Raw genomic sequence first — 18,266 nt, 5'->3', positions numbered from 1 at the left:
TCGGTGGTGTCAGTCGATGCCGCCGGTGACGCCGCGCACGTGCGCCCACGCAGGCTCGGCGAGGGCGGACGAGAGGCGGGCGTACTCGTCGAAGCTGCGCGCCCCCGGCCAGTCGTCCGGGAGCATCGAGGGTGGCAGCCCCGGATCGACGTACGGCAGCACGCGCCAGGTGTCGACGAGCTGCACGTAGGCGGCGAAGGGCGCGGCGGGGAGGGTCGAGAGTGACTCCTGGAACGCGAGGTGCTCGCGGCGCAGCGCGTCGAGATCCCACCACTTCGCCGCGGCCTCCACGACGGGCACGGCCGTGGTGGGCGCACCCGCGGGGAACAGGGTCACCCACTGCCGGGCGCCCAGGTCGTCGAGGATGCGCTCGACCTCGCCCTGCAGGTGACCGGGGCAGATCCACAGCGCAGGGGAGACCACACCGGCCCCGATCCACTGCAGCCGCTTGCGCAGCTGGTGGCGCACGCTGCGCTCGCTCTCCGGGATCGAGAACGACACGAGACACCAGGTGTCGGCATCCGTCATCGTGCGCATCCGGAAGATGCGTCGATCACCCGCCTCCAGCATCGGCAGCGCCGCGGGGCTCAGTCGATACCCCGCCGTGCCGTCGCGCTCGGCGAGCAGCAGGCCCTTCTGCTTGAGCCGGGTGATGCCGGTGCGGGCCAGGGCGGACGGGATGCCGAGGTCCCCGGCGAGCGAGACGAGATCGGCCGCGGAGATCCAGCCGTCCAGGCGGCGCAGGTACAGGCCGACGATCGTCCGCAGCAGCGAGGCCGTGCTGCCGGGGCGGGCGTCGATGTCATCGAGCACCGGGAGCTGATCAGCGGCCATGCGACTCCAGGGCGTCGCGCACCGCGAGGACCCCCGTGATCGTCTCGACGTGCGAGGTGCTCAGCGGTGAGAGCCCGAGGCGGATGCCGTCGGGGAAACGGAAGTCGGGGATGATGCCGTCGGCCCACAGCCGCTGAGTGACCTCGCGGAAGTCCGGGTGGCCGATCGTGACGTGCCCGCCGCGGAGGTCCGCGTCGCGCGGGCTCAGCAGGCGCACCCCGAGCGGGGCCAGCACCTCGTCGTAGGCCGTCACCGCGAGATCGGTCAACGACTGCGACTTGGCGCGGACGCCCTCGATCGTCGCCTGCTCGATGAGGTCGAGCATGCCCTGCATGGCCAGCATCGAGGTCACCGGAGGGGTGCCGCTCAGCAGCTGGCGGATGTCGCCGGCCGGCACGTACTCCGGCCCCATCGCGAAGATGTCGGCAGCGCTCCACCACCCCTGGATCGGCTGCCGCAGCACCCCCTGCAGCGGCCGGCGCAGATAGGCGAAGGCCGGCGAACCGGGACCGCCGTTGAGGTACTTGTAGGTGCAGCCGACCGCGAGGTCGACGCCCCACTCGTCGAGCTGCATCGGGATCACGCCGACCGAGTGGCAGAGGTCCCACATCATCAGGGCACCGGCCTCGTGCACGGCCGCGGTGATCGACGGCATGTCGGCCAGAGCTCCGGAGCGGTAGTCCACGTGGCTCAGCGACACGAGCGCCGTGCGCGCGGAGACGACGCCCTCGACGTCGGCGACGGTCACCCCGTGCACGGGGTCTGGTTCGAGCCAGACGACGGTCATGCCGGTCTCCGCGGCCACGCCCTCCGCCATGAACCGGTCGGTGGGGAAGTTGCCGGCCTCGATCACGAGCTCCGTGCGCGTCGGGTCCGCCCCTGCGGCAGCGCGCATGAGCTTGTAGATGAGCACGCTGGTGGAGTCGGCGACCACGGTCTGCCCGGCCGCCGCGCCGAGGGCGAGAGCGCCGATGCGGTCGCCGAGCTGCATCGGCAGGGCCATCCACTGCTCGTCCCACGAGCGGATGAGCCGGGTGCCCCAGTCCTCGCGCACGAAGGCGGCGAGCTTCTCCGGGATGTCGCGCAGCGGGCGGCCGAGGGAGTTGCCGTCGAGATACGCGCCGACGCCGGGCATGTCGGCGAACGCCGCGAGGTGCGAGCGCAGCGGATCGGCGGCGTCGAGAGAGCGGGCGGTGGCGAGCAGGTCGGTCATGTCACACCTTCAGGGGTCGGGCGTCGATCGGGTCGGAGGTCGGGTGGGGGAGCAGGAGCAGCACGGATGCCGGGTCGAGCGGATCGACTGGGGCGAGCGCCCGCAGCAGCGCGGGGCCGTCGACGCCCGCCTCGCAGAGAGCGTCTAGTTCGCGCGGGTTCAGGTCGACCGGCGTGGGGCCGTTGCCCATGTCGGTGCCGTACTGCACGGCGCCGCCCGCGGCGTGGAACCGGCGGACGTTGTCGACGGCGATCGCCCGGCCGGCGTCGTCGTGGACGGCGAGGGTGGAGATCCACGAGACGGATGCCGCCTGCGCGGCGATCTCCGCGTCGGAGAGCCGCTCGGTGAACGGGGCGTGCGCGAGGGAGCGGGCTCCGAGCCGTGCGACGCGCTGCGCCTGGCCTGGTCCCTCCGCATGGGCGACGACGGGGAGCCCGCGCAGTGAGGACAGCTCGACGATCGTGCGGAAGAGGTCATCGTCGAGGACCGGCCCTGCGCTGCTGTTGCAGGCGACCTTGATGCGCGTGGCTCCGGCATCCGCCATCTCGGCGACGGCCGCGGCGGCATCCTCGACGGTCGCGATCTCACGGAACGATCCCGTCGGCGCCCAGCTCCGGTCGGACGGATACCCTCCGACCGCGGTGAGGAAGGCCCCGGCGTACTCGACGTCGGTCGCGCGTGCGGCAGTCGGTGTTCGCAACTCCTCAAGATCTGCGGACTTCGAGGGGAATCGGCGCGATTCCCCGGGGTCGGCGGGGATTCTTGAGGAGTTGTGAACGGCGAGCCGGGCGACCACGTCCGGGTTCGCGCCGAGGTCGACCACGCGGCCCAGTCGCGAGCCGTCGAGTCGCGCGTGCTCGACGAGCTGGAGATGCACGTGGTGGTCGGTGAAGCCGCCGACGATCACGCCGTCGAGGCGTGGCAGGTCGGATGCCGGGGAGTCGGAGGCGAGCAGCATCCGGTCGCCGTGGACGGACAGCGTGCCCTCGCGCCATCCTTCTCCGTCGAAGAACGTCGCGGCCCTCATCAGCCGCCGATCTCGGTGCGCACGGTGTACAGCTCGGGGAAGAACGTGAGGTCGAGGGCCCGTTGCAGGAAGCCGACGCCGCTGGAACCGCCGGTGCCGATCTTCATGCCGATCGTGCGGGCCACGGTCTTCAGGTGACGGAAGCGCCAGAACTGGAAGTTGTCTTCCAGATCCACCAGGTCTTCGCAGGCTTCGTAGAGATCCCAGTTCTCCTGGTGGTTCTGGTAGATCTCGCGGATCGCCGGGACGAGCGCGGGGGTCTCGCGGTAGGGCAGGCGCACGTCGCGCTCGAGGATCTCGGCCGGCACCGGCAGGCCGCGGCGCGAGGCGTAGCGCAGGAACTCGTCGTACAGGGTGGGCTTCTCCCACTCAGCGGTAAGGAGGGCGAGGTTCGCGGGGTGATCGCGGAAGACGCTGAGCATCTTCTCGTTCTTGTTGCCCAGGGCGAACTCGACCGCGCGGTACTGCACCGACTGGAAACCGGAGGAGCTGCCGAGCGCACCGCGGAACTGCGCGTACTCGGTCGGCGTGAGCGTCGCCAGGACGGACCACTGCTGCGTCATCACGTCTTGGATCCTCTTCACCCGCGCGACCCGCTTCAGCGCTTCGCGGAGGTCGTCGCTCGCGAGCAGCTCGCGAGCGGAGGAGAGCTCATGCAGCAATTGCTTGAGCCAGAGCTCGGTGGTCTGGTGCTGGATGATGAACAGCATCTCGTCATGGTGCTCGGGCACGCTGACCGGATGCTGCGCCGTGAGCAGCTGGTCGAGCGACAGGTACGAGCCGTAGGTCATCCGCCCGGTCAGGTCGGTGACGATGCCCTCTTCGAGTGCGCGCTCATTCTCGGTGCCCATGCCGTTGAAGATATCACTTCTGTGTCGGGCGTCACAATGATGAAATGTTGGCAGATGGATGAGGAGCCCGCCGCCGTGCGGCCGCGACTAGAGGCGCGGGGTGCGGGGCGGGGGCGTGCGGCGAGAGCCGGGAGCCCCCGTCGCCTCGAACGCGGTGGCCAGCGCCAGCAGGCGGTTGTCGTCGTAGGAGCGCCCGGCGAAGGTGAGCCCGATCGGCATTCCGATGTCGTCCATCAGTCCCATCGGCACCGTCACGGTCGGCACGCCGAGGTGGCGCACCATGAGATTGCCGTTCGCGATCCAGGTGCCGTTGCGCCAGCCCAGGTCGGCGGATGCCGCGTTCACGTCCATGTCGGCAGGGCCCACGTCGGCGACCGCGGGGAACACGACGGCGTCGAGGCCGAGCCCGTCCATCCACTCCTCGAGGTCGAGTCGCCTGGTCTCCTCCAGCCCGCGCAGGCCGTCGGGGAGCTCGGGCATGTCGAGGAACCCGACACCGGGATTGTCGCGCACCCAGCCGGGGTACTCGGCGATGTCGTCGTCGAACCCCGTGTAGCGGTCGGGCAGGGCCCCATCAGGGTGCGGGAAGATCGCGGCGCCGTCGACGTCGGCGAGGGTCGACAGTGCCGGGTCGCCGTTGGCCTGCAGGAAGTCCTCCCAGCCCCACGCCGACAGGTCGACGATCTCGCGCTCGAGGTACTCCGGGGTCACCAGGCCACGGGTCGCGATGGTCGGAGCGCCGGGCCGGTCGCCCTCGTAGTTCGACACCACGGGGAAGTCGACCTCGACCACGGTCGCGCCGGCGGCTTCGAGGTCGCGCCGGGCCGCCTCCCAGCGGGCGATCACGGAGGCTCTGGTCTCGATGCGCTGTCCGGTGGGGCCGCCGATGCCGGGGTTCTCGGCCGTCCCGGCATCCGGGTCGGCGTTGATGTACATGCGCGGGATGCCGATCCGCACGCCGTCGAGAGCGACCGAGCCCGCGAGTGCCGGGTACGACTCGGGCCGGACGGCGGATGCCGCGGGCAGCGGCACCCACGGCTGCGAACGCCAGAAGTCGCCCCGGGTTTCCGCGTCGTCGGCGACGATCACATCGAGCACCTCCAGCAGGTCGGCCATGGTGCGCGCATGCGGCACGACGACGTCCATCGTGGGCACCAGGGGCCAGTTGCCGCGCGTCGAGATCACTCCGCGCGAGGGCGTGTAGGCGCACAGGGCGTTGTTGGTCGCGGGTCCGCGCCCGCTCGACCACGTCTCCTCCCCGAGCCCGAAGGCGCCGAAGCTCGCGGCGGTGGCCGTGCCGGAGCCGTTCGAGGAGCCCGAGGCGAACGGGGCGGTGAGGAAGTCGCCGTTGTACGGGCTCTCCGCGCGCCCGTAGACGCCCCGTTGCATGCCGCCGTTCGCCATCGGGGGCATGTTCGTGAGCCCGAGGCAGATCGCCCCGCCCGCTCGCAGCCGCTCGATCGTGAACGCGTCGCGCTGCGCCACGAGATCCGCGAACGCCGGGCTGCCCGAGGCCGCGGTGAGCCCCTTCACGAGGTAGCTGTCCTTCGCCGTGTACGGGATGCCGTCGAGCGGCCCGAGCAGGGCCCCCGCCGCCCGCCGCGCGTCGGATGCGGCGGCCTCGGCCGATGCGTCCGGGTTCGCGACGACGATGGCGTTCAGCGCGGTCGCCGTGCCGGGGGCGTCGTAGGCGGCGATGCGCGCCCGGTACGCCTCGACGAGCTCCACCGAGGTGGCGGCTCCGGTCTCGAGCGCGCGGCGCAGGTCGGCGATGGAGGCTTCGACGACATCGAACATGAGTGCTCCTTGGGGTGAGGCGTTTCGTCTCGTTCGCTGTTGAGCGCCGTCAGAGGCTGGGCTGCTGCTGCGTGATGCAGTGGATGCCGCCGCCGCGGGCGAACAAGGGTCGTGCGTCGACCGTCACCACGGAGCGGCCGGGGTACGCGTCGGCGAGGATCGCGCGGGCGGCGGCGTCAGCCTGCTCGTCGCCGAAGCCGCAGGCGATCACGCCGTCGTTCGTGACGAGGTGGTTGACGTAGCTCCAGTCGACGACGCCCTCGTCGTCACTCAGGGTGGAGGGGGCGGGCAGGCCGATGATCTCGAAGCTGCGGCCAGCGGCATCCGTCTGCTGCTCCAGGTGTGCGCGGAGCTCCTGCGAGACGAGGAAGTCGGGATGCTCGGGGTTCCGCTGCTCGTGCAGGAGCAGACGGCCGGGGGAGGCGAGCGTGGCGACGATGTCGACATGGCCGTTGGTTCCGAAGTCGTCATAGTCGCGGGTGAGGCCGCGGGGCAGCCACACCGCCTTCGTGGCGCCGATCGTGCGGAGCATCTCTGCTTCCACCCGCTCGCGGTCGGCGAAGGGATTGCGACGGGGGTCGAGCTGCACCGTCTCGGTGAGGAGCACGGTGCCCTCGCCGTCGACGTGGATGCCGCCGCCCTCGTTCACGAGGACGGAGCTGACCAGCTCGGCGCCGACGGCGCCCGCGATGATGCGGGCGTGCTGCGACGCCTTCTGCCACTGCGCCCACTCGGGGGCGCCCCAGCCGTTGAAGATCCAGTCGACGGCGCCGAGGCGGCCGTCGTCCGACACCACGAACGTCGGTCCGGAGTCGCGCATCCAGAACTCGTCGACCGGTGCCTCGACGATCTCGATCGCGCCGCTCAGCATGCGCCGGGCGCGGTCGAGCTCACTCGGGTCGACGAGCATCGACACGGGGGTGAACTCCGACGTGGCGTGCGCGACGGCCGTCCACGTGGCGTACCCCTCCTCGCGCTCCGCTGCACTCTCGCCGAGCGTGGGGCCTTCGGCGGGGAAGGCCATCCAGATGCGGTCGTGGCGGGCTGTCTCGGCGGGCATTCGCCAGTTCATGGGGTTCTCCTCGCTGGTGGCGGGTGAGCGCGTCATCGCTATTGAACACCCGATCAACGAGTGCTACGGTATCTCCCGATGAGCACCACGTCAAGAGCCGCGGCACCGCGGAGGATGCCGCCGGAGGAGCGCGAGAGGTCGATCCTGCACGGCGCGACCGCGCTCGCGTACGAGAGCGGCCTGGAGGCCCTCACGGTGCGCGCGGTGGCGAGCCGCGTCGGCGTGACGCCCGCGCTCATCGCGCACTACCGCCCGGTCATGGACGAGTTCGTCGCCGAGGTCTTCGGAGACATCGTCTCCGCCGAGCGCGACGAGGTGCTCGGCGGCTTCGCCCCCAGCGGCGACCTGAGGGAGAACCTGCAGGCGCTGGTCGAGACGCTGCTCGACCGCACCCGAGACGACGTCGCACTGGTGTGGGTGCAGTCGTGGTCGCTCGGCGCCCGCAATGAGGCCCTCGGTCAGCGGGTGCGCGAGGAGATGGACCTGTGGCAGAGCGGGCTGGAGGACGTGATCCGCGCCTCGGGCCCCGGCGGAGTCGACCCCGCGTCGGCCGCCTGGCTGCTGCTCGCGATGGTCGACGGCATGAGCGCGCACTCGCTCGTCAAATGGGCCCCGCACGACAGGGCGGAGCTCGCCCGCCGCACCCTGTCGGCCGTGCTCGACCACGCAGACTGATCCGCCGACGCGACGACGCGACGGCCCAGATGACCAGGAGACACCCATGAACGATCCGCTCACACTCCTCCCCGCGGGGTCCGACGTCGCCGACGGCGTGCTGCGGATCTCCGGATGCCGGGTCGACGACCTCGCGCGCGAGTTCGGCACACCGGCGATCGTCGTGGCCGAGCCCGCCCTGCGCGCACGGGCGAGGGAGTACCGCGAGGAGCTCGTGCGCCGCTGGCCGCGGGCGCGCGTCGTGTTCGCGTCGAAGTCCTTCCCCGCGACGGCCGTGCAGCGCGTCATGGTCGAGGAGGGCCTGGGGCTCGACGTCGCGGGTGGAGGAGAGCTGCGCAGCGCGATGAAGGCCGGGGTGGACCCTGCGCTCGTCGTGCTGCACGGCAACGCGAAGACGACCGAGGAGATCGAGTACGCCGTGGCGCACGGCGTCGGCCTCATCGTGGTCGACAACGAAGACGACGTCGATCGCATCGAGGCGGCGGTTCCGGCGGGCTCTCGCCAGGGAGTCCTCGTGCGCATCGTTCCCGGCGTCGAGTCGTCGACGCATCCGCACGTCGCGACGGGACAGGTCGGCTCCAAGTTCGGCCTCACCCCCGAGGCCGCGCAGCCCCTGATCGAGCGACTGCGGCGTAGCGACCGCATCGACCTGCGGGGCGTGCACGCGCACGTCGGCTCGCAGATCCTCGACCCCGCCGAGCTCGCGGCCGCCGTCGAGCCGCTGGCCGCGATGGGCGAGTTCGAGGTGTACGACCTCGGCGGAGGGCTCGGCGCCCGCTACACGTACTCCGAGCATCCGGCATCCGTCTCCGACTACCTCGACGCGCTGATCGGCGCCGCCCGCGCGCACCTCCCCGCCTCCGCCGAGCTCATCATCGAACCGGGCCGGAGCATGGTCAACGCCGCCGCGACGACGCTGTACACGGTCACGACCGTCAAGCGCGACGCGCGCAACTTCGTCGCGATCGACGGCGGCATGGGAGACAACCTCGAGGTCGCGCTGTTCGGGCAGCGCTACGAGGCGGTCCTCGCCGAGCGGATGGGCGAGGAAGCCACCGAAGACGCCGTCGTCGTCGGCCGTCACTGCGAGAGCGGCGACGTGCTGATCGACGGCATCGCCCTGCCGTCGGCCCGAGTGGGAGACCTGCTCGCCGTGCCGGCGACCGGCGCCTATACGCACACCATGGCGAACAACTACAACGGGTACCGACGCCCGCCTGTGGTGTTCGCCGACCACGGCAGCGCACGTGCCGTGGTGCGCCGCGAGACCTGGGACGACCTCTTTGTGAGGGATCTCTGATCGCGGTACTGGTGGAAATCCTCTGACAGGAGGATTCTGTGGAGACGGTCGATGACGATCGTCCCGAAACAGTGGGGAGAACATCCATGTCGTCGTTGAGTCAGCAGCTGCTGCGCCGTAAGCCCACCACGCAGGAGATCGCGAGCGAGGAGGGCCTGAAACGCAGTATCGGGCTCTTCGCGCTGACGATGATCGGGGTCGGTGGCACGATCGGCACCGGCATCTTCTACGTGCTCTCCAGCGCCGTCCCGATCGCGGGGCCGGCGGTCATCTGGTCGTTCGTCATCGGCGGCGCCGTCGCCGGTGTCACGGCGCTCTGCTATGCGGAGCTGGCGGGGTCGGTGCCCGTCTCCGGATCGACATACTCCTACGCCTACGCGACGCTCGGCGAGGCTCCGGCGATGGGAGTGGCGGCCTGTCTGCTGCTGGAGTACGGCGTCTCCACGGCCGGCGTCGCCGTCGGATGGTCGCAGTACGTCAACCAGCTGCTCGACAACCTGTTCGGCTTCCAGATCCCGCCGGAGCTCTCCAACGCCCCCGAGCAGGGCGGCATCATGAACCTGCCGGCGGTGATCGTCATCGCTCTGTGCGCCCTGCTGCTGCTGCGCGGCACCGGGGAGTCCGCCACCATCAACGCGATCATGGTCATGGTCAAGATCGGCGTGCTGGTGTTCTTCGTCGCCGTGGCGCTGACCGGCTGGAACGCCGACCACTTCGCGAACTTCGCTCCGGCCGGGCTGCAGGGCGTCATCGCCGGGTCCGGGCTCATCTTCTTCTCGTTCATCGGGTTGGATGCCGTGTCCACAGCCGGCGGCGAGGCCAAGAACCCCAAGCGCAACCTGCCGCTCGCGATCATCATGGCGCTGATCATCGTCGTCGTCGCGTACGTCGTCGTGGCCGTCGCCGCGATCGGCGCCCAGGCGCCCGACAAGTTCGAGGGGCAGACGGCCGGGCTCTCCGTGATCCTGGAGTCGATCATCGGCTCGTCGTGGCCGGGCACGGTGGTCGCGGCGGGAGCCGTGGTCTCGATCTTCAGCGTCACGTTCGTCGTGCTCTACGGTCAGACCCGCATCCTCTTCGCCATGTCGCGGGACGGCATGGTGCCGCCGGTGTTCTCGAAGCTGAACCCGCGCACGCTGGCCCCCGCGCGCAACACCGTGATCGTCGCCGCGGTGGTGGGCGTCCTCGCGGCGTTCGTCCCCATCAACTTCCTGCTCGAGATGACCAGCATCGGCACCCTCGTCGCGTTCCTCGTGGTCTCGGTCGCCGTCATCATCCTGCGCCGCCGCGAGCCGAACATCGAGCGGGGCTTCACCCTGCCGCTGCATCCGCTGATCCCCGTGCTGTCGATCCTCGGCTGCATCTGGATCATCACGCAGCTGCGTCCGATCACGATCATCGTGTTCGTGATCTGGACGGCCGCGTTCCTCGTCTACTACTGGTTCTACGGACGCACGCATTCGACGCTCGGGCGACAGGCCGCGGCCGGCGCCGACATCCCCTTCACCTCGACCGTGCGTCAGGTGGAGGAGGACGAGCGATGAGCATCCTGGTCGCGGTGAGCCCGGGGCACCGCTCGGTCGCGGTGCCGCAGCTGGCGGCGATGCTGGCGCGCTCGGCCGACACCGAACTGATCGTCGCGGCGGTCCTCCCGCTCACGTGGCCGCCGCTCGCGAGGAACGCCGACGTGGAGTGGCGCGACTATCTGCGCGGCTCCGCGGAGGTCGTGCTCGATCACGCGGCCTCCGAGCTCGGCGGAGTGAAGGCCACGTTCCTCCAGCACTCGGCGCGCTCCGCCCACCGCGGCATCCTGGAGCTGATCGAGGAGCACGACCCGAGCCTCGTCGTGGTCGGGTCGTCGTCGGGCGGGGCCTTCGGGCACATCACGCTCGGCTCGGTGAACGACGCGCTGCTGCACGCCTCGCCGGTGCCCGTGGCGATCGCGCCGCGCGGGTTCAGGGCGAAGCCCACGGCCACCGTGCGCCGGGTCACGGCGGCATACGGGGGCACGGAGGCCGCGAAGGATCTGGTGCTCGGGGCCGCCGGCGTCGCGCAGAGCATCGGGGCCTCTTTGCGGATCGCCTCGTTCGCCGTCGTCCCCGAGGGGAGCGTGACGGCGGGCGTCGGACTCTCCGCCGAACAGGGCATCGCCGACGAGTGGGTGCGGATGATCGATGAGCACACCGCGGAGATCCTGCGCGACGTCTCCGCACTGCCGCGCACGCCCGCTCTCGACGGCGCGGTCGTCGGAGTCGGCGATTCCTGGGCGCGCGCGATGGAGGACGTCGAGTGGGCGGCCGACGACGTGCTCGTCGTGGGGTCCAGCTCGCTCGGACCGATCGCGAGGGTGTTCCTCGGCTCGCACGCGACGAAGGTGGTCAGGCATTCGCCGGTCCCGGTGATCGTCGTGCCCCGCGGCGCGGCGGGGGAGCTTCTGGAAGCGGCGGAGGACCCGGGCGCCTGAGCGCCTGCGTCAGGCGGCGCTGCCGGCCTGTGCCTGGCGGCGCTGCGCGCCTGCGTTTGGCGGTGCTGCCGACCTGCGCCAGAACTCCGGAGATCCTGCCTGCATCGGCGCGGATCACGCCGCTTCCACCCGTATCGCGGCGCTTCTCCGGAGTTCTGGCGGCGGACGGATGCCGGGACGGATGCGACGGACGGATGCGCGGACGGACGCCGGGACGGATGCGACGGGCGGATGCCGGGACCGCGGTCCCGGCATCCGTCGATCAGTCGCGCACGCGCACCGAGAGGCAGGTGACGCAGCCCTCGAGCTTCTCGAACTCGCTGATCGGCGTCTCGATCACGGTCAGTCCGCGGTCGCGGAACAGCTGGGCGCTCTGCGGCGCCTCGGACGACATGAGCACGGTCGTGTCGTCGAGGACGACGACCGCGGTGCCCTGCTCCTCCAGCACCGGGAGGAACTCGGGGTATACGGAGGCGTCGTCGACGAGCGGCGGGTAGCCGATGATGGTGCCGTCGGGGAGCGCGGTGACGCCGCTCTTGAGGTGGAGCACCTTGGTGACGGGCACGGCGATGACCGTCCAGCCGCGAGGGGTGAGCAGGTCGCGCAGCTGCGCGAAGCCGTCGGCGTTCGAGCGCAGGGTCTGTCCGACGTAGACGGTCGTGCCGACTTTGAGCACGTCTCCGCCGTCGAGCGTGCCCGGGGCCTCGATCGCGACGAACGGGATGCCGGCGCGCTCCAGCGCCTCGCGCGTGGAGTCGATCTCGCCGCGGCGGGAGTCGGCGCCGGGGCGGCTGAGCACGGCGAGGTCGCCGAACATGATCACGGTGTCCTCGACGAAGACGCCGTCGGCGTGCTCGTCGGCGGCGTCGATCTCGATGACGTCCCAGCCGAGTCCGCGGTAGACGTCGACGTACTGCTCCCACTGTCGCTGAGCCAGTTCGGCGTCGACGGGGACGCGCTCGAAGTGGGTGAGCTCGCCTTCGGCGAGACGCGGAGAGGGACGGCGGACGAGAAGGCGTGACATGGCTCAAGAATACCGGCGGCCCGCGAGGGCGAGCCACCGGCGGTCCTGGCGGATCAGGTCACTCCATGGTGTCGAGAATGGCGACGAGGTCCTCGAAGGTGGTCAGCGGGTTCACGATCGCGAAGCGGGTGTTGGGTCGTCCGGCGTGCGAGCTCGGGACGACGAACGCGTACTGGGAGTCGAGCAGCCCGTCGGACCAGCGGGCGTAGTCGTCGCGGTCCCAGCCGTCGCGCTCGAACACGACGACCGTGAGCTGCGGGTCGCGGACGAGAGTGAACCCGGGGCGACGACGGATCTCCTCGGCGATGCGCTGCGTGAGCGCGAGCGTGCTCGACACCGCGTCACGGTACGCCTGCACCCCGTAGGTGGTCAGCGAGTACCAGAGCGGAAGGCCCCGGGGGCGCCGGGTCAGCTGGATCGCGTAGTCCGAGGGGCTGAAGTCGTCGCTGTCGGTGAGGGTGTCGAGGTACTCGGCGTGCTGCGTGTGCGCCCGACGGCCGGTCTCGGGATCGCGGTAGAGCAGCGCGCAGCAGTCGTACGGGGCGAAGAGCCACTTGTGCGGATCGACGATGGCCGAGTCGGCCCGCTCGACGCCGCGGAAGTGGTGCCGGGCCTCCGGGGCCAGGATGCCGGTGAGGCCGTAGGCGCCGTCGATGTGCAGCCAGAACTCGAACTCGTCCTTCAGCGCGGCGATGCCTTCGATGTCGTCGATGATGCCGAAGTTGGTGGAGCCGGAGGTCGCGACGACCGCGAAAACGGCGTCGCCGTGCTCGACGAGGGCCTCGCGCACGGACTCCGCGTGCAGCTTGCCGTCGGCGCCCGCGGGCACGGCGATGGTGTCGACGTCCATGACCTTCGCCGCCGACTTGTTCGAGGAGTGCGCCTCGGCGCTGCAGACGAGCTTCCACCGCGGCGGGAGCGGAGTGCCGGCCTCCTCGAGGCGGCGCTTGGCGGCGTCACGCGCGGCGACGAGGGCCGAGAGGTTGCCGATCGTGCCGCCCTGCACGAACACGCCTCCGGCGCCCTCGGGGAAGCCGATCTCGGACGCGAGGAAGGACAGCACCTCGTTCTCGGCGTACACGGCGCCTGCGCCCTCGAGCCAGCTGCCGCCGTACAGGCCGGATGCCGAGACGACGAGGTCGAAAGCGATCGCCGCCGTCGTCGGGGCGGTCGGGATGAAGGAGAGGTAGCGCGGGTGGCTCGCGGTGAGGCACGCCGGCGCGAGGATGTGCTCGAAGAGCGCGAGCGCGCGGGTGCCGCCGATGCCCTCGTCGGTGATGGTGCGGCCGGCGAGGCGGCGCAGCTCCCCAGGGGGGAAGGGCTTGTCGAGCGGCACGTCCCGTGCCAGCATCCGCCGGCGGGAGTAGTCGAGCACAGCGTCGACGATCGACGCCTGCTCATCGGTCGCCGCGTGCATCCGCGTCGGGTTCATCGGACACTCCTCTTTCGCCCCGCGGCACACCCGCCGAGGCAGGGAAACGCTAACAGAACGGCGGCTCCGTGGCATCCTCCCGCCCTCTCCTCGGGCGCGGGCGAGGGGTCAGCGGGTGGTGTGCGCGTCCAGGAACGCGATCGTCTTCTCCAGCGCGGTCCGCGCGTCGGGCTGATCGAGATGGAACTGGTACTCGTGCGGCAGCTGCGGCTCGTGGGGAGCGGGCCAGAACAGCGTGGTCACATCGACGCCCAGCTCGTCGAGGCGCTTCGCCATCGGGATCGACTGCAGCCAGGTGAGACCGTCGCCGTTGCCGCCGGAGATGTAGGTCGCCGGGAAGTCGGCGGTCACCCAGTCGATGGTCGACATGGTGGCGCCGGTCGAGCCCTCAGCCCAGTCCTTGGCGCCCGAGTACGCCCACATCGACGACTTGAACCCCCAGCCGACGAGGCCGTTGAGCTCGGCGAGGGCGGAGAGGTCGTAGACCCCGCAGTTCAGGACGGTCGCGACGAGCTGATCCGGCCGCAGGGCGGGCGCGAGGCCCATGATCTCGGCGTAGTCGGAGTTCGTGATGAGAGTCGCGAGCTGGCTCGCGAGCTGACCTCCCGCCGAATCCCCGGCGAGCACGATCTGCGTCGGATCGACGCCGAGCTCCTCGGCGTGCGCGTCGATGTACGCCAGCGCCTCGTTCAGCTGCGTGACGGCGAGCGGGTAGACGCCCTCCGGGCCGAGCGTGTAGTTCACCGCGATCGTCGTGTACCCCTCGCCGGCGAGGATCCGGAGATAGGGGTCGACGTTCTCCTTCGCGCCCGACACCCACGCGCCGCCGTGGATCCAGATCACGGTCGGCAGCGGGCCCGAGGCGGATGCCGGAGAGAACACATCCATCGTGGTGTCCGCGCCGCCGTCTGCGTACGCCACGTCGAGGGTCTCGGTGAGCTTCGTGTCGGGGACGTGCCGGTCCATCTCCGCGGCGGTGTCGTCTCCGCCCTTCGTGAACACCGCCCGGATCACCATCGCGGAGGGCCACGGTGTGATCGATCCGATGATCGCGACGACCGCGGCGACTGCGAGGAGGATGCCGAGAGTGATCTTCGTGCGGCGCCACCGTCGGCGGCGTCGCTCCGGTCGTGCGGACTCCTCGACGGGCGCTGCTGTGCTCATGGGACCCCTCCTCCGCACCAGTGTGCCAGTATTCCGAGTGGGTTCCTACGGATGCGCTCAGTCCCCGGCGAGCACCGATGCCGCATCGCTGATCGTGATCTGCGGCGGGTACAGCCCCATCACGTGGAGTGCGGCGGTGTGGTTCTCGGCCGTGGAACCCGCGCACGCGTCGGCGGCGACCGTGACGCGCGCCCCGGCATCCGCCGCCGCCAGCGCGGTCGACAGCACGCAGCAGTCGGTCGAGACCCCGGCGAGGACGACGTGCGCTCCTCGGCCGACGATCGCCTCGATCTCCGGGCCCCATTTCCCGAAGGTCGGCAGGTCGAGGGTCGGATGCGGGGACAGGCCCACGGCATCCGGCACCAGGTCGAACAGCGGGTCCGTCGGCGGTTGATCGGCGAACGGCCAGGCGGCGAAGTACTCGCCCCACGACGTGGAGCGGTCGGCCGTCGGCATCCACCTCGTGACGAGCACGCGCTCGCCGAAGGACTCCGCCAGGGCGCGGATGCGCGGCATGGCGTCGGCGAAGAACGGCGAGCCCCACGCCGAGTCGGGCGCCGCGAAGATCGCCTGCGGGTCGATCACGACCAGCCAGGCGCGTGTCGGCTCGCTGCGCTCGCTCAACGACCGGAATCTTCCTGCTGGCGGATCTTCGCGGCCCGCCCGAACCAGGTCACGAGGAACGACAGCACCAGCGCGAACAGCACGCCGAGGTTCGCGTAGCCCCAGTCATCGCGCCAGCCGAACAGGTCGAGGAAGTAGCCCTGCCAGTCGTTCCATCCGGTGTCGGGGATCTGGTTCATGACGAACCCCCAGCCGATCACGGTCGCGACGAGCATCGTGCCGATCGAGAGCCAGTCGAAGGCTCCGTAGCGTCCGCGGCTGTCGAAGAGCGCAGCGTCGTCGTAGTCCTTGCGGCGGCGCAGGATGTCGGCGATCAGGATTCCGGCCCACGACGCCATCGGTACGCCGAGAGTGATGAGGAAGGACTGGAAAGGGCCGATGAAGCTGGTCGCGAAGAACACGACGTAGATCGTGCCGGCGGTGAGGATCACGCCGTCGACGGCCGCAGCGGCCGGGCGGGGGATGCGGATGCCGAGGCTCAGCAGCGTGAGGCCGGACGAGTAGATGCCGAGCACGGCGCCGGACACGAGCGTGAGGATCGCGACGATCAGGAAGGGGAACAGCAGCCACGTCGGCAGGAGCCCCGCGAGTGCGCCGATCGGGTCGGAGCCGACCGCGGCAGAGAGGCCCTCGTTCGAGCCGGCGAGCAGGAGCCCGAAGAAGACCAGGATGATCGGGGCCACCGAGCCGCCGATCGTGTTCCAGGCGACGATCTGCCCATCGGATGCCGTGCGCTTCTGGTAGCGCGACCAGTCGGCGGCGATGTTGATCCAGCCGAGTCCGAACCCGGTCATGACCATCACGAGGGCGCCGATCGTCTGCGCGAACGTCCCGTCGGGGCGCGAGAACGCGGTCTCCCAGTTGATCGAGTCGAACGTGAAGATCAGGAACAGCACGGTCATGGCGCCGGTCAGCCAGGTCAGCACCGACTGCAGCCGCATGATCGTGTGATAGCCGAGCACCGAGGCCCCGACGATCAGGGCGGCAACGGCGACCGTCGCGATGATGCTCACGGCGGTGTCGTCCTCGCCGCTCACCCAGCCGAGCGTGCGCAGAATCGTGCCGGTCGCCAGCACGGCCGTGATGGCGAGCGACGTCTCCCAGCCGATCGACGTCAGCCACGACACGATGCCGGGGAGCTTCTGCCCCTGCACACCGAAGGCGGCGCGCGAGAGCACCATGGTCGGCGCCGAGCCGCGCTTGCCGGCGATCGCGATGAGCCCGCACAGCAGGAACGACACCACGATCCCGACGATCGACACGACCGTCGCCTGCCACAGCGAGACGCCGAAGCCCAGGATGAAGGATCCGTACGACATCCCGAACACCGACACGTTCGCGGCGAACCAGGGCCAGAAGAGGTCCCGCGGCTTCGCGGTGCGATCCGACTCCGGGATGATCTCAATGCCCGCACGCTCGATCAGCGCGCCCGTGTTCTGCGTCATGACGACATCCTCCTCGCTCTCCGCGCGAAAAGTCGGAGTCTTCGCGCGGACACGCCGCTCCACGGCATCCGCCAGCCGGAGTGAACTCCTGAGGTGTGCAGGTGAGCGTCCGGTTGCCCTATGCTCACCCGCATGGGCGCTCCCGACACGGCACGGATCTCCGGGCGAACGATCCGCACGGTCGAGCAGACCCCGAGACTGGCCTACGAGCGCTACTGGTTCGACTCCGGAATTCGGGCTCCGTACACCGTGGAGCCCCGCTGGAAGTCTCTCGACGTCGTCGGGGAGTTCGCCGTCGAGGGCCTGCGGACCGGGCCGTTGCTGCTGTGGGACGAGGAACTGGGAGACCGGGGCGATCTCGCGGCGCTTCGGGAGCGCTACTTCGACGGGAATATCGGAGCGTGGGAGCCACCGCCGCCCGTGCTGGAGCGGGATGCCACAGGGCTCGATCCGCTGGACGATGACGACTTCTGGCCCTACATCGACCTGCTGGGCGGGCGCATGTGGGAGAAGACGCTGGCCGCCGCCTCCGCCGCCCTCGCGAAGCGCGACGAGGTGTTCATCCTCCGCTGGCAGGAGACCTGCGCTCTCAAACAGCTTGCCCTCGCGGACACTCTCGACGATATCGAGCAGTACGGGCACGGTGGCTTCTCTCTCCTCGGCGCCGTCATCGGCAAGGGCAGAGCGGTGTACGAGTCGATGATCCCCGACTGGGTGCCGTGGGATCCGCGATGGATGACTGATCATTCCCAGTCGGTGCCGCACCTCGGGTCCTTCGCGCTGGGTCGCAAACTGGGACGCTACGTTCATGTCACGACGTCCTTCACTCCTCTGCACGAGCGCCTGCTCGCCGCTGCGACGGCGCAGGGAGAAGCAGCAAGAGAGGCTTTCGAGTCACGTCCGGGCAAGGGGCGAGCGGAGGTCGAAGCGGATCTCGGGTCGGCGCCGAGCCTGGAGGAGACCGTGAACTACCTGCATGATCACGGTCACGAACTCTCGAAGGAAGGATGGGCTGCCGTCACGGAATTCCATGAGCCCGAACATCTGAGGGGCATGGACCGCATCTCCATGCGTGCGGCACGGGCGTTGATCGACGATGGACGGCGGATCCGCGTGCGGATCGTGTTCGGTGACGTCGATCGGCTGCCCCACGAACAGGTCGAGTCCGCGATGAGGGTCTCGCTAGAAGCCTTTGGCGGAGTGATCTGCTCCTCGGTCGAAATCGATCAGATGCAGTACGCCGGCCCGGCGGACACCGACGCGTTCGTGGTCAAGCGGCGCTTCAGGGGAACCCGCGAGGCGTACCTCGAGCGTTACATTCCTGCGTGAGCGGAGTCCGTCGCG

The 18,266-nt window shown here is 70.2% G+C and carries 16 protein-coding genes; 5 read left to right on the top strand and 11 right to left on the bottom strand.

The genetic code is table 11. The features are described 5' to 3' along the window. Positions 1-9: 9 nt before the first annotated feature. The 6 genes from ACFY5A_RS02050 to ACFY5A_RS02025 all read right to left on the bottom strand — a co-directional run bounded on the left by ACFY5A_RS02050 (position 10) and on the right by ACFY5A_RS02025 (position 6,794). Positions 10-834: a PaaX family transcriptional regulator C-terminal domain-containing protein gene (locus ACFY5A_RS02050; RefSeq protein ID WP_387231498.1), complete on the bottom strand. Its 825-nt coding sequence runs from the start codon at positions 832-834 to the stop codon at positions 10-12. Then, on the bottom strand, positions 824-2,047 hold the full coding sequence (locus ACFY5A_RS02045) for an aminotransferase class V-fold PLP-dependent enzyme (RefSeq protein ID WP_341941311.1): 1,224 nt from the start codon (positions 2,045-2,047) through the stop codon (positions 824-826). The genes ACFY5A_RS02050 and ACFY5A_RS02045 overlap by 11 nt, the downstream gene beginning before the upstream one ends. Before the next feature lies 1 nt (position 2,048). Then, positions 2,049-3,074: a hydrolase gene (locus ACFY5A_RS02040; protein ID WP_387231496.1), complete on the bottom strand. Its 1,026-nt coding sequence runs from the start codon at positions 3,072-3,074 to the stop codon at positions 2,049-2,051. After that, a complete protein-coding gene (locus ACFY5A_RS02035) occupies positions 3,074-3,925 on the bottom strand; it encodes a tryptophan 2,3-dioxygenase family protein (protein WP_341941313.1) in 852 nt (283 codons plus the stop codon). The genes ACFY5A_RS02040 and ACFY5A_RS02035 overlap by 1 nt, the downstream gene beginning before the upstream one ends. A gap of 87 nt (positions 3,926-4,012) precedes the next feature. Further along, entirely contained in the window at positions 4,013-5,722 is a 1,710-nt protein-coding gene (locus ACFY5A_RS02030) for an amidase (RefSeq protein ID WP_387231494.1), read from the bottom strand. A 49-nt stretch (positions 5,723-5,771) separates the two neighbouring features. Further along, complete coding sequence (locus ACFY5A_RS02025) at positions 5,772-6,794, bottom strand: agmatine/peptidylarginine deiminase (protein WP_387231492.1); 1,023 nt, start codon at positions 6,792-6,794, stop codon at positions 5,772-5,774. A gap of 78 nt (positions 6,795-6,872) precedes the next feature. On the opposite strand from ACFY5A_RS02025, the gene ACFY5A_RS02020 reads away from it, so the two are divergent. The 4 genes from ACFY5A_RS02020 (at position 6,873) to ACFY5A_RS02005 (ending at position 11,233) form a co-directional block, all read left to right on the top strand. Further along, a complete protein-coding gene (locus ACFY5A_RS02020) occupies positions 6,873-7,469 on the top strand; it encodes a TetR/AcrR family transcriptional regulator (protein WP_341941316.1) in 597 nt (198 codons plus the stop codon). Between the two features lie 46 nt (positions 7,470-7,515). Further along, positions 7,516-8,769 (top strand): diaminopimelate decarboxylase, encoded by a 1,254-nt coding sequence (gene lysA, locus ACFY5A_RS02015; protein WP_344012808.1) that lies wholly within the window; start codon positions 7,516-7,518, stop codon positions 8,767-8,769. A gap of 86 nt (positions 8,770-8,855) precedes the next feature. Further along, complete coding sequence (locus tag ACFY5A_RS02010) at positions 8,856-10,313, top strand: amino acid permease (RefSeq protein WP_387231490.1); 1,458 nt, start codon at positions 8,856-8,858, stop codon at positions 10,311-10,313. Then, positions 10,310-11,233, top strand: a complete 924-nt coding sequence (locus ACFY5A_RS02005; protein WP_105672861.1) for a universal stress protein — start codon at positions 10,310-10,312, stop codon at positions 11,231-11,233. Before ACFY5A_RS02010 ends, ACFY5A_RS02005 begins: the two co-directional genes overlap by 4 nt. A gap of 262 nt (positions 11,234-11,495) precedes the next feature. On the opposite strand, the gene ddaH is transcribed toward ACFY5A_RS02005, so the two are convergent. The 5 genes from ddaH to ACFY5A_RS01980 form a co-directional block, all read right to left on the bottom strand. Next, entirely contained in the window at positions 11,496-12,257 is a 762-nt protein-coding gene (ddaH, locus tag ACFY5A_RS02000; RefSeq protein ID WP_387231489.1) for a dimethylargininase, read from the bottom strand. 58 nt (positions 12,258-12,315) lie between these two features. Beyond that, the gene (locus ACFY5A_RS01995) at positions 12,316-13,689 is read right to left on the bottom strand and encodes a pyridoxal phosphate-dependent decarboxylase family protein (RefSeq protein ID WP_387231487.1); all 1,374 of its coding nucleotides are present in this window, start codon (positions 13,687-13,689) and stop codon (positions 12,316-12,318) included. A 108-nt stretch (positions 13,690-13,797) separates the two neighbouring features. Further along, on the bottom strand, positions 13,798-14,853 hold the full coding sequence (locus ACFY5A_RS01990) for an alpha/beta hydrolase (protein ID WP_387231485.1): 1,056 nt from the start codon (positions 14,851-14,853) through the stop codon (positions 13,798-13,800). A 57-nt stretch (positions 14,854-14,910) separates the two neighbouring features. Beyond that, a complete protein-coding gene (locus ACFY5A_RS01985) occupies positions 14,911-15,477 on the bottom strand; it encodes a cysteine hydrolase family protein (RefSeq protein WP_387231483.1) in 567 nt (188 codons plus the stop codon). Beyond that, a complete protein-coding gene (locus tag ACFY5A_RS01980; protein ID WP_387231481.1) occupies positions 15,474-16,922 on the bottom strand; it encodes a purine-cytosine permease family protein in 1,449 nt (482 codons plus the stop codon). The genes ACFY5A_RS01985 and ACFY5A_RS01980 overlap by 4 nt, the downstream gene beginning before the upstream one ends. A gap of 249 nt (positions 16,923-17,171) precedes the next feature. Between ACFY5A_RS01980 and ACFY5A_RS01975 the strand changes: the two genes are divergently transcribed. Beyond that, positions 17,172-18,251 (top strand): hypothetical protein, encoded by a 1,080-nt coding sequence (locus ACFY5A_RS01975; RefSeq protein WP_387231479.1) that lies wholly within the window; start codon positions 17,172-17,174, stop codon positions 18,249-18,251. Positions 18,252-18,266: the final 15 nt, after the last annotated feature.

This window comes from Microbacterium sp. NPDC012755 (assembly GCF_042901325.1).
GTDB classification, from domain to species: Bacteria; Actinomycetota; Actinomycetes; order Actinomycetales; family Microbacteriaceae; genus Microbacterium; species Microbacterium natoriense.
This window is presented reverse-complemented; position numbering and strand designations above follow the sequence as displayed.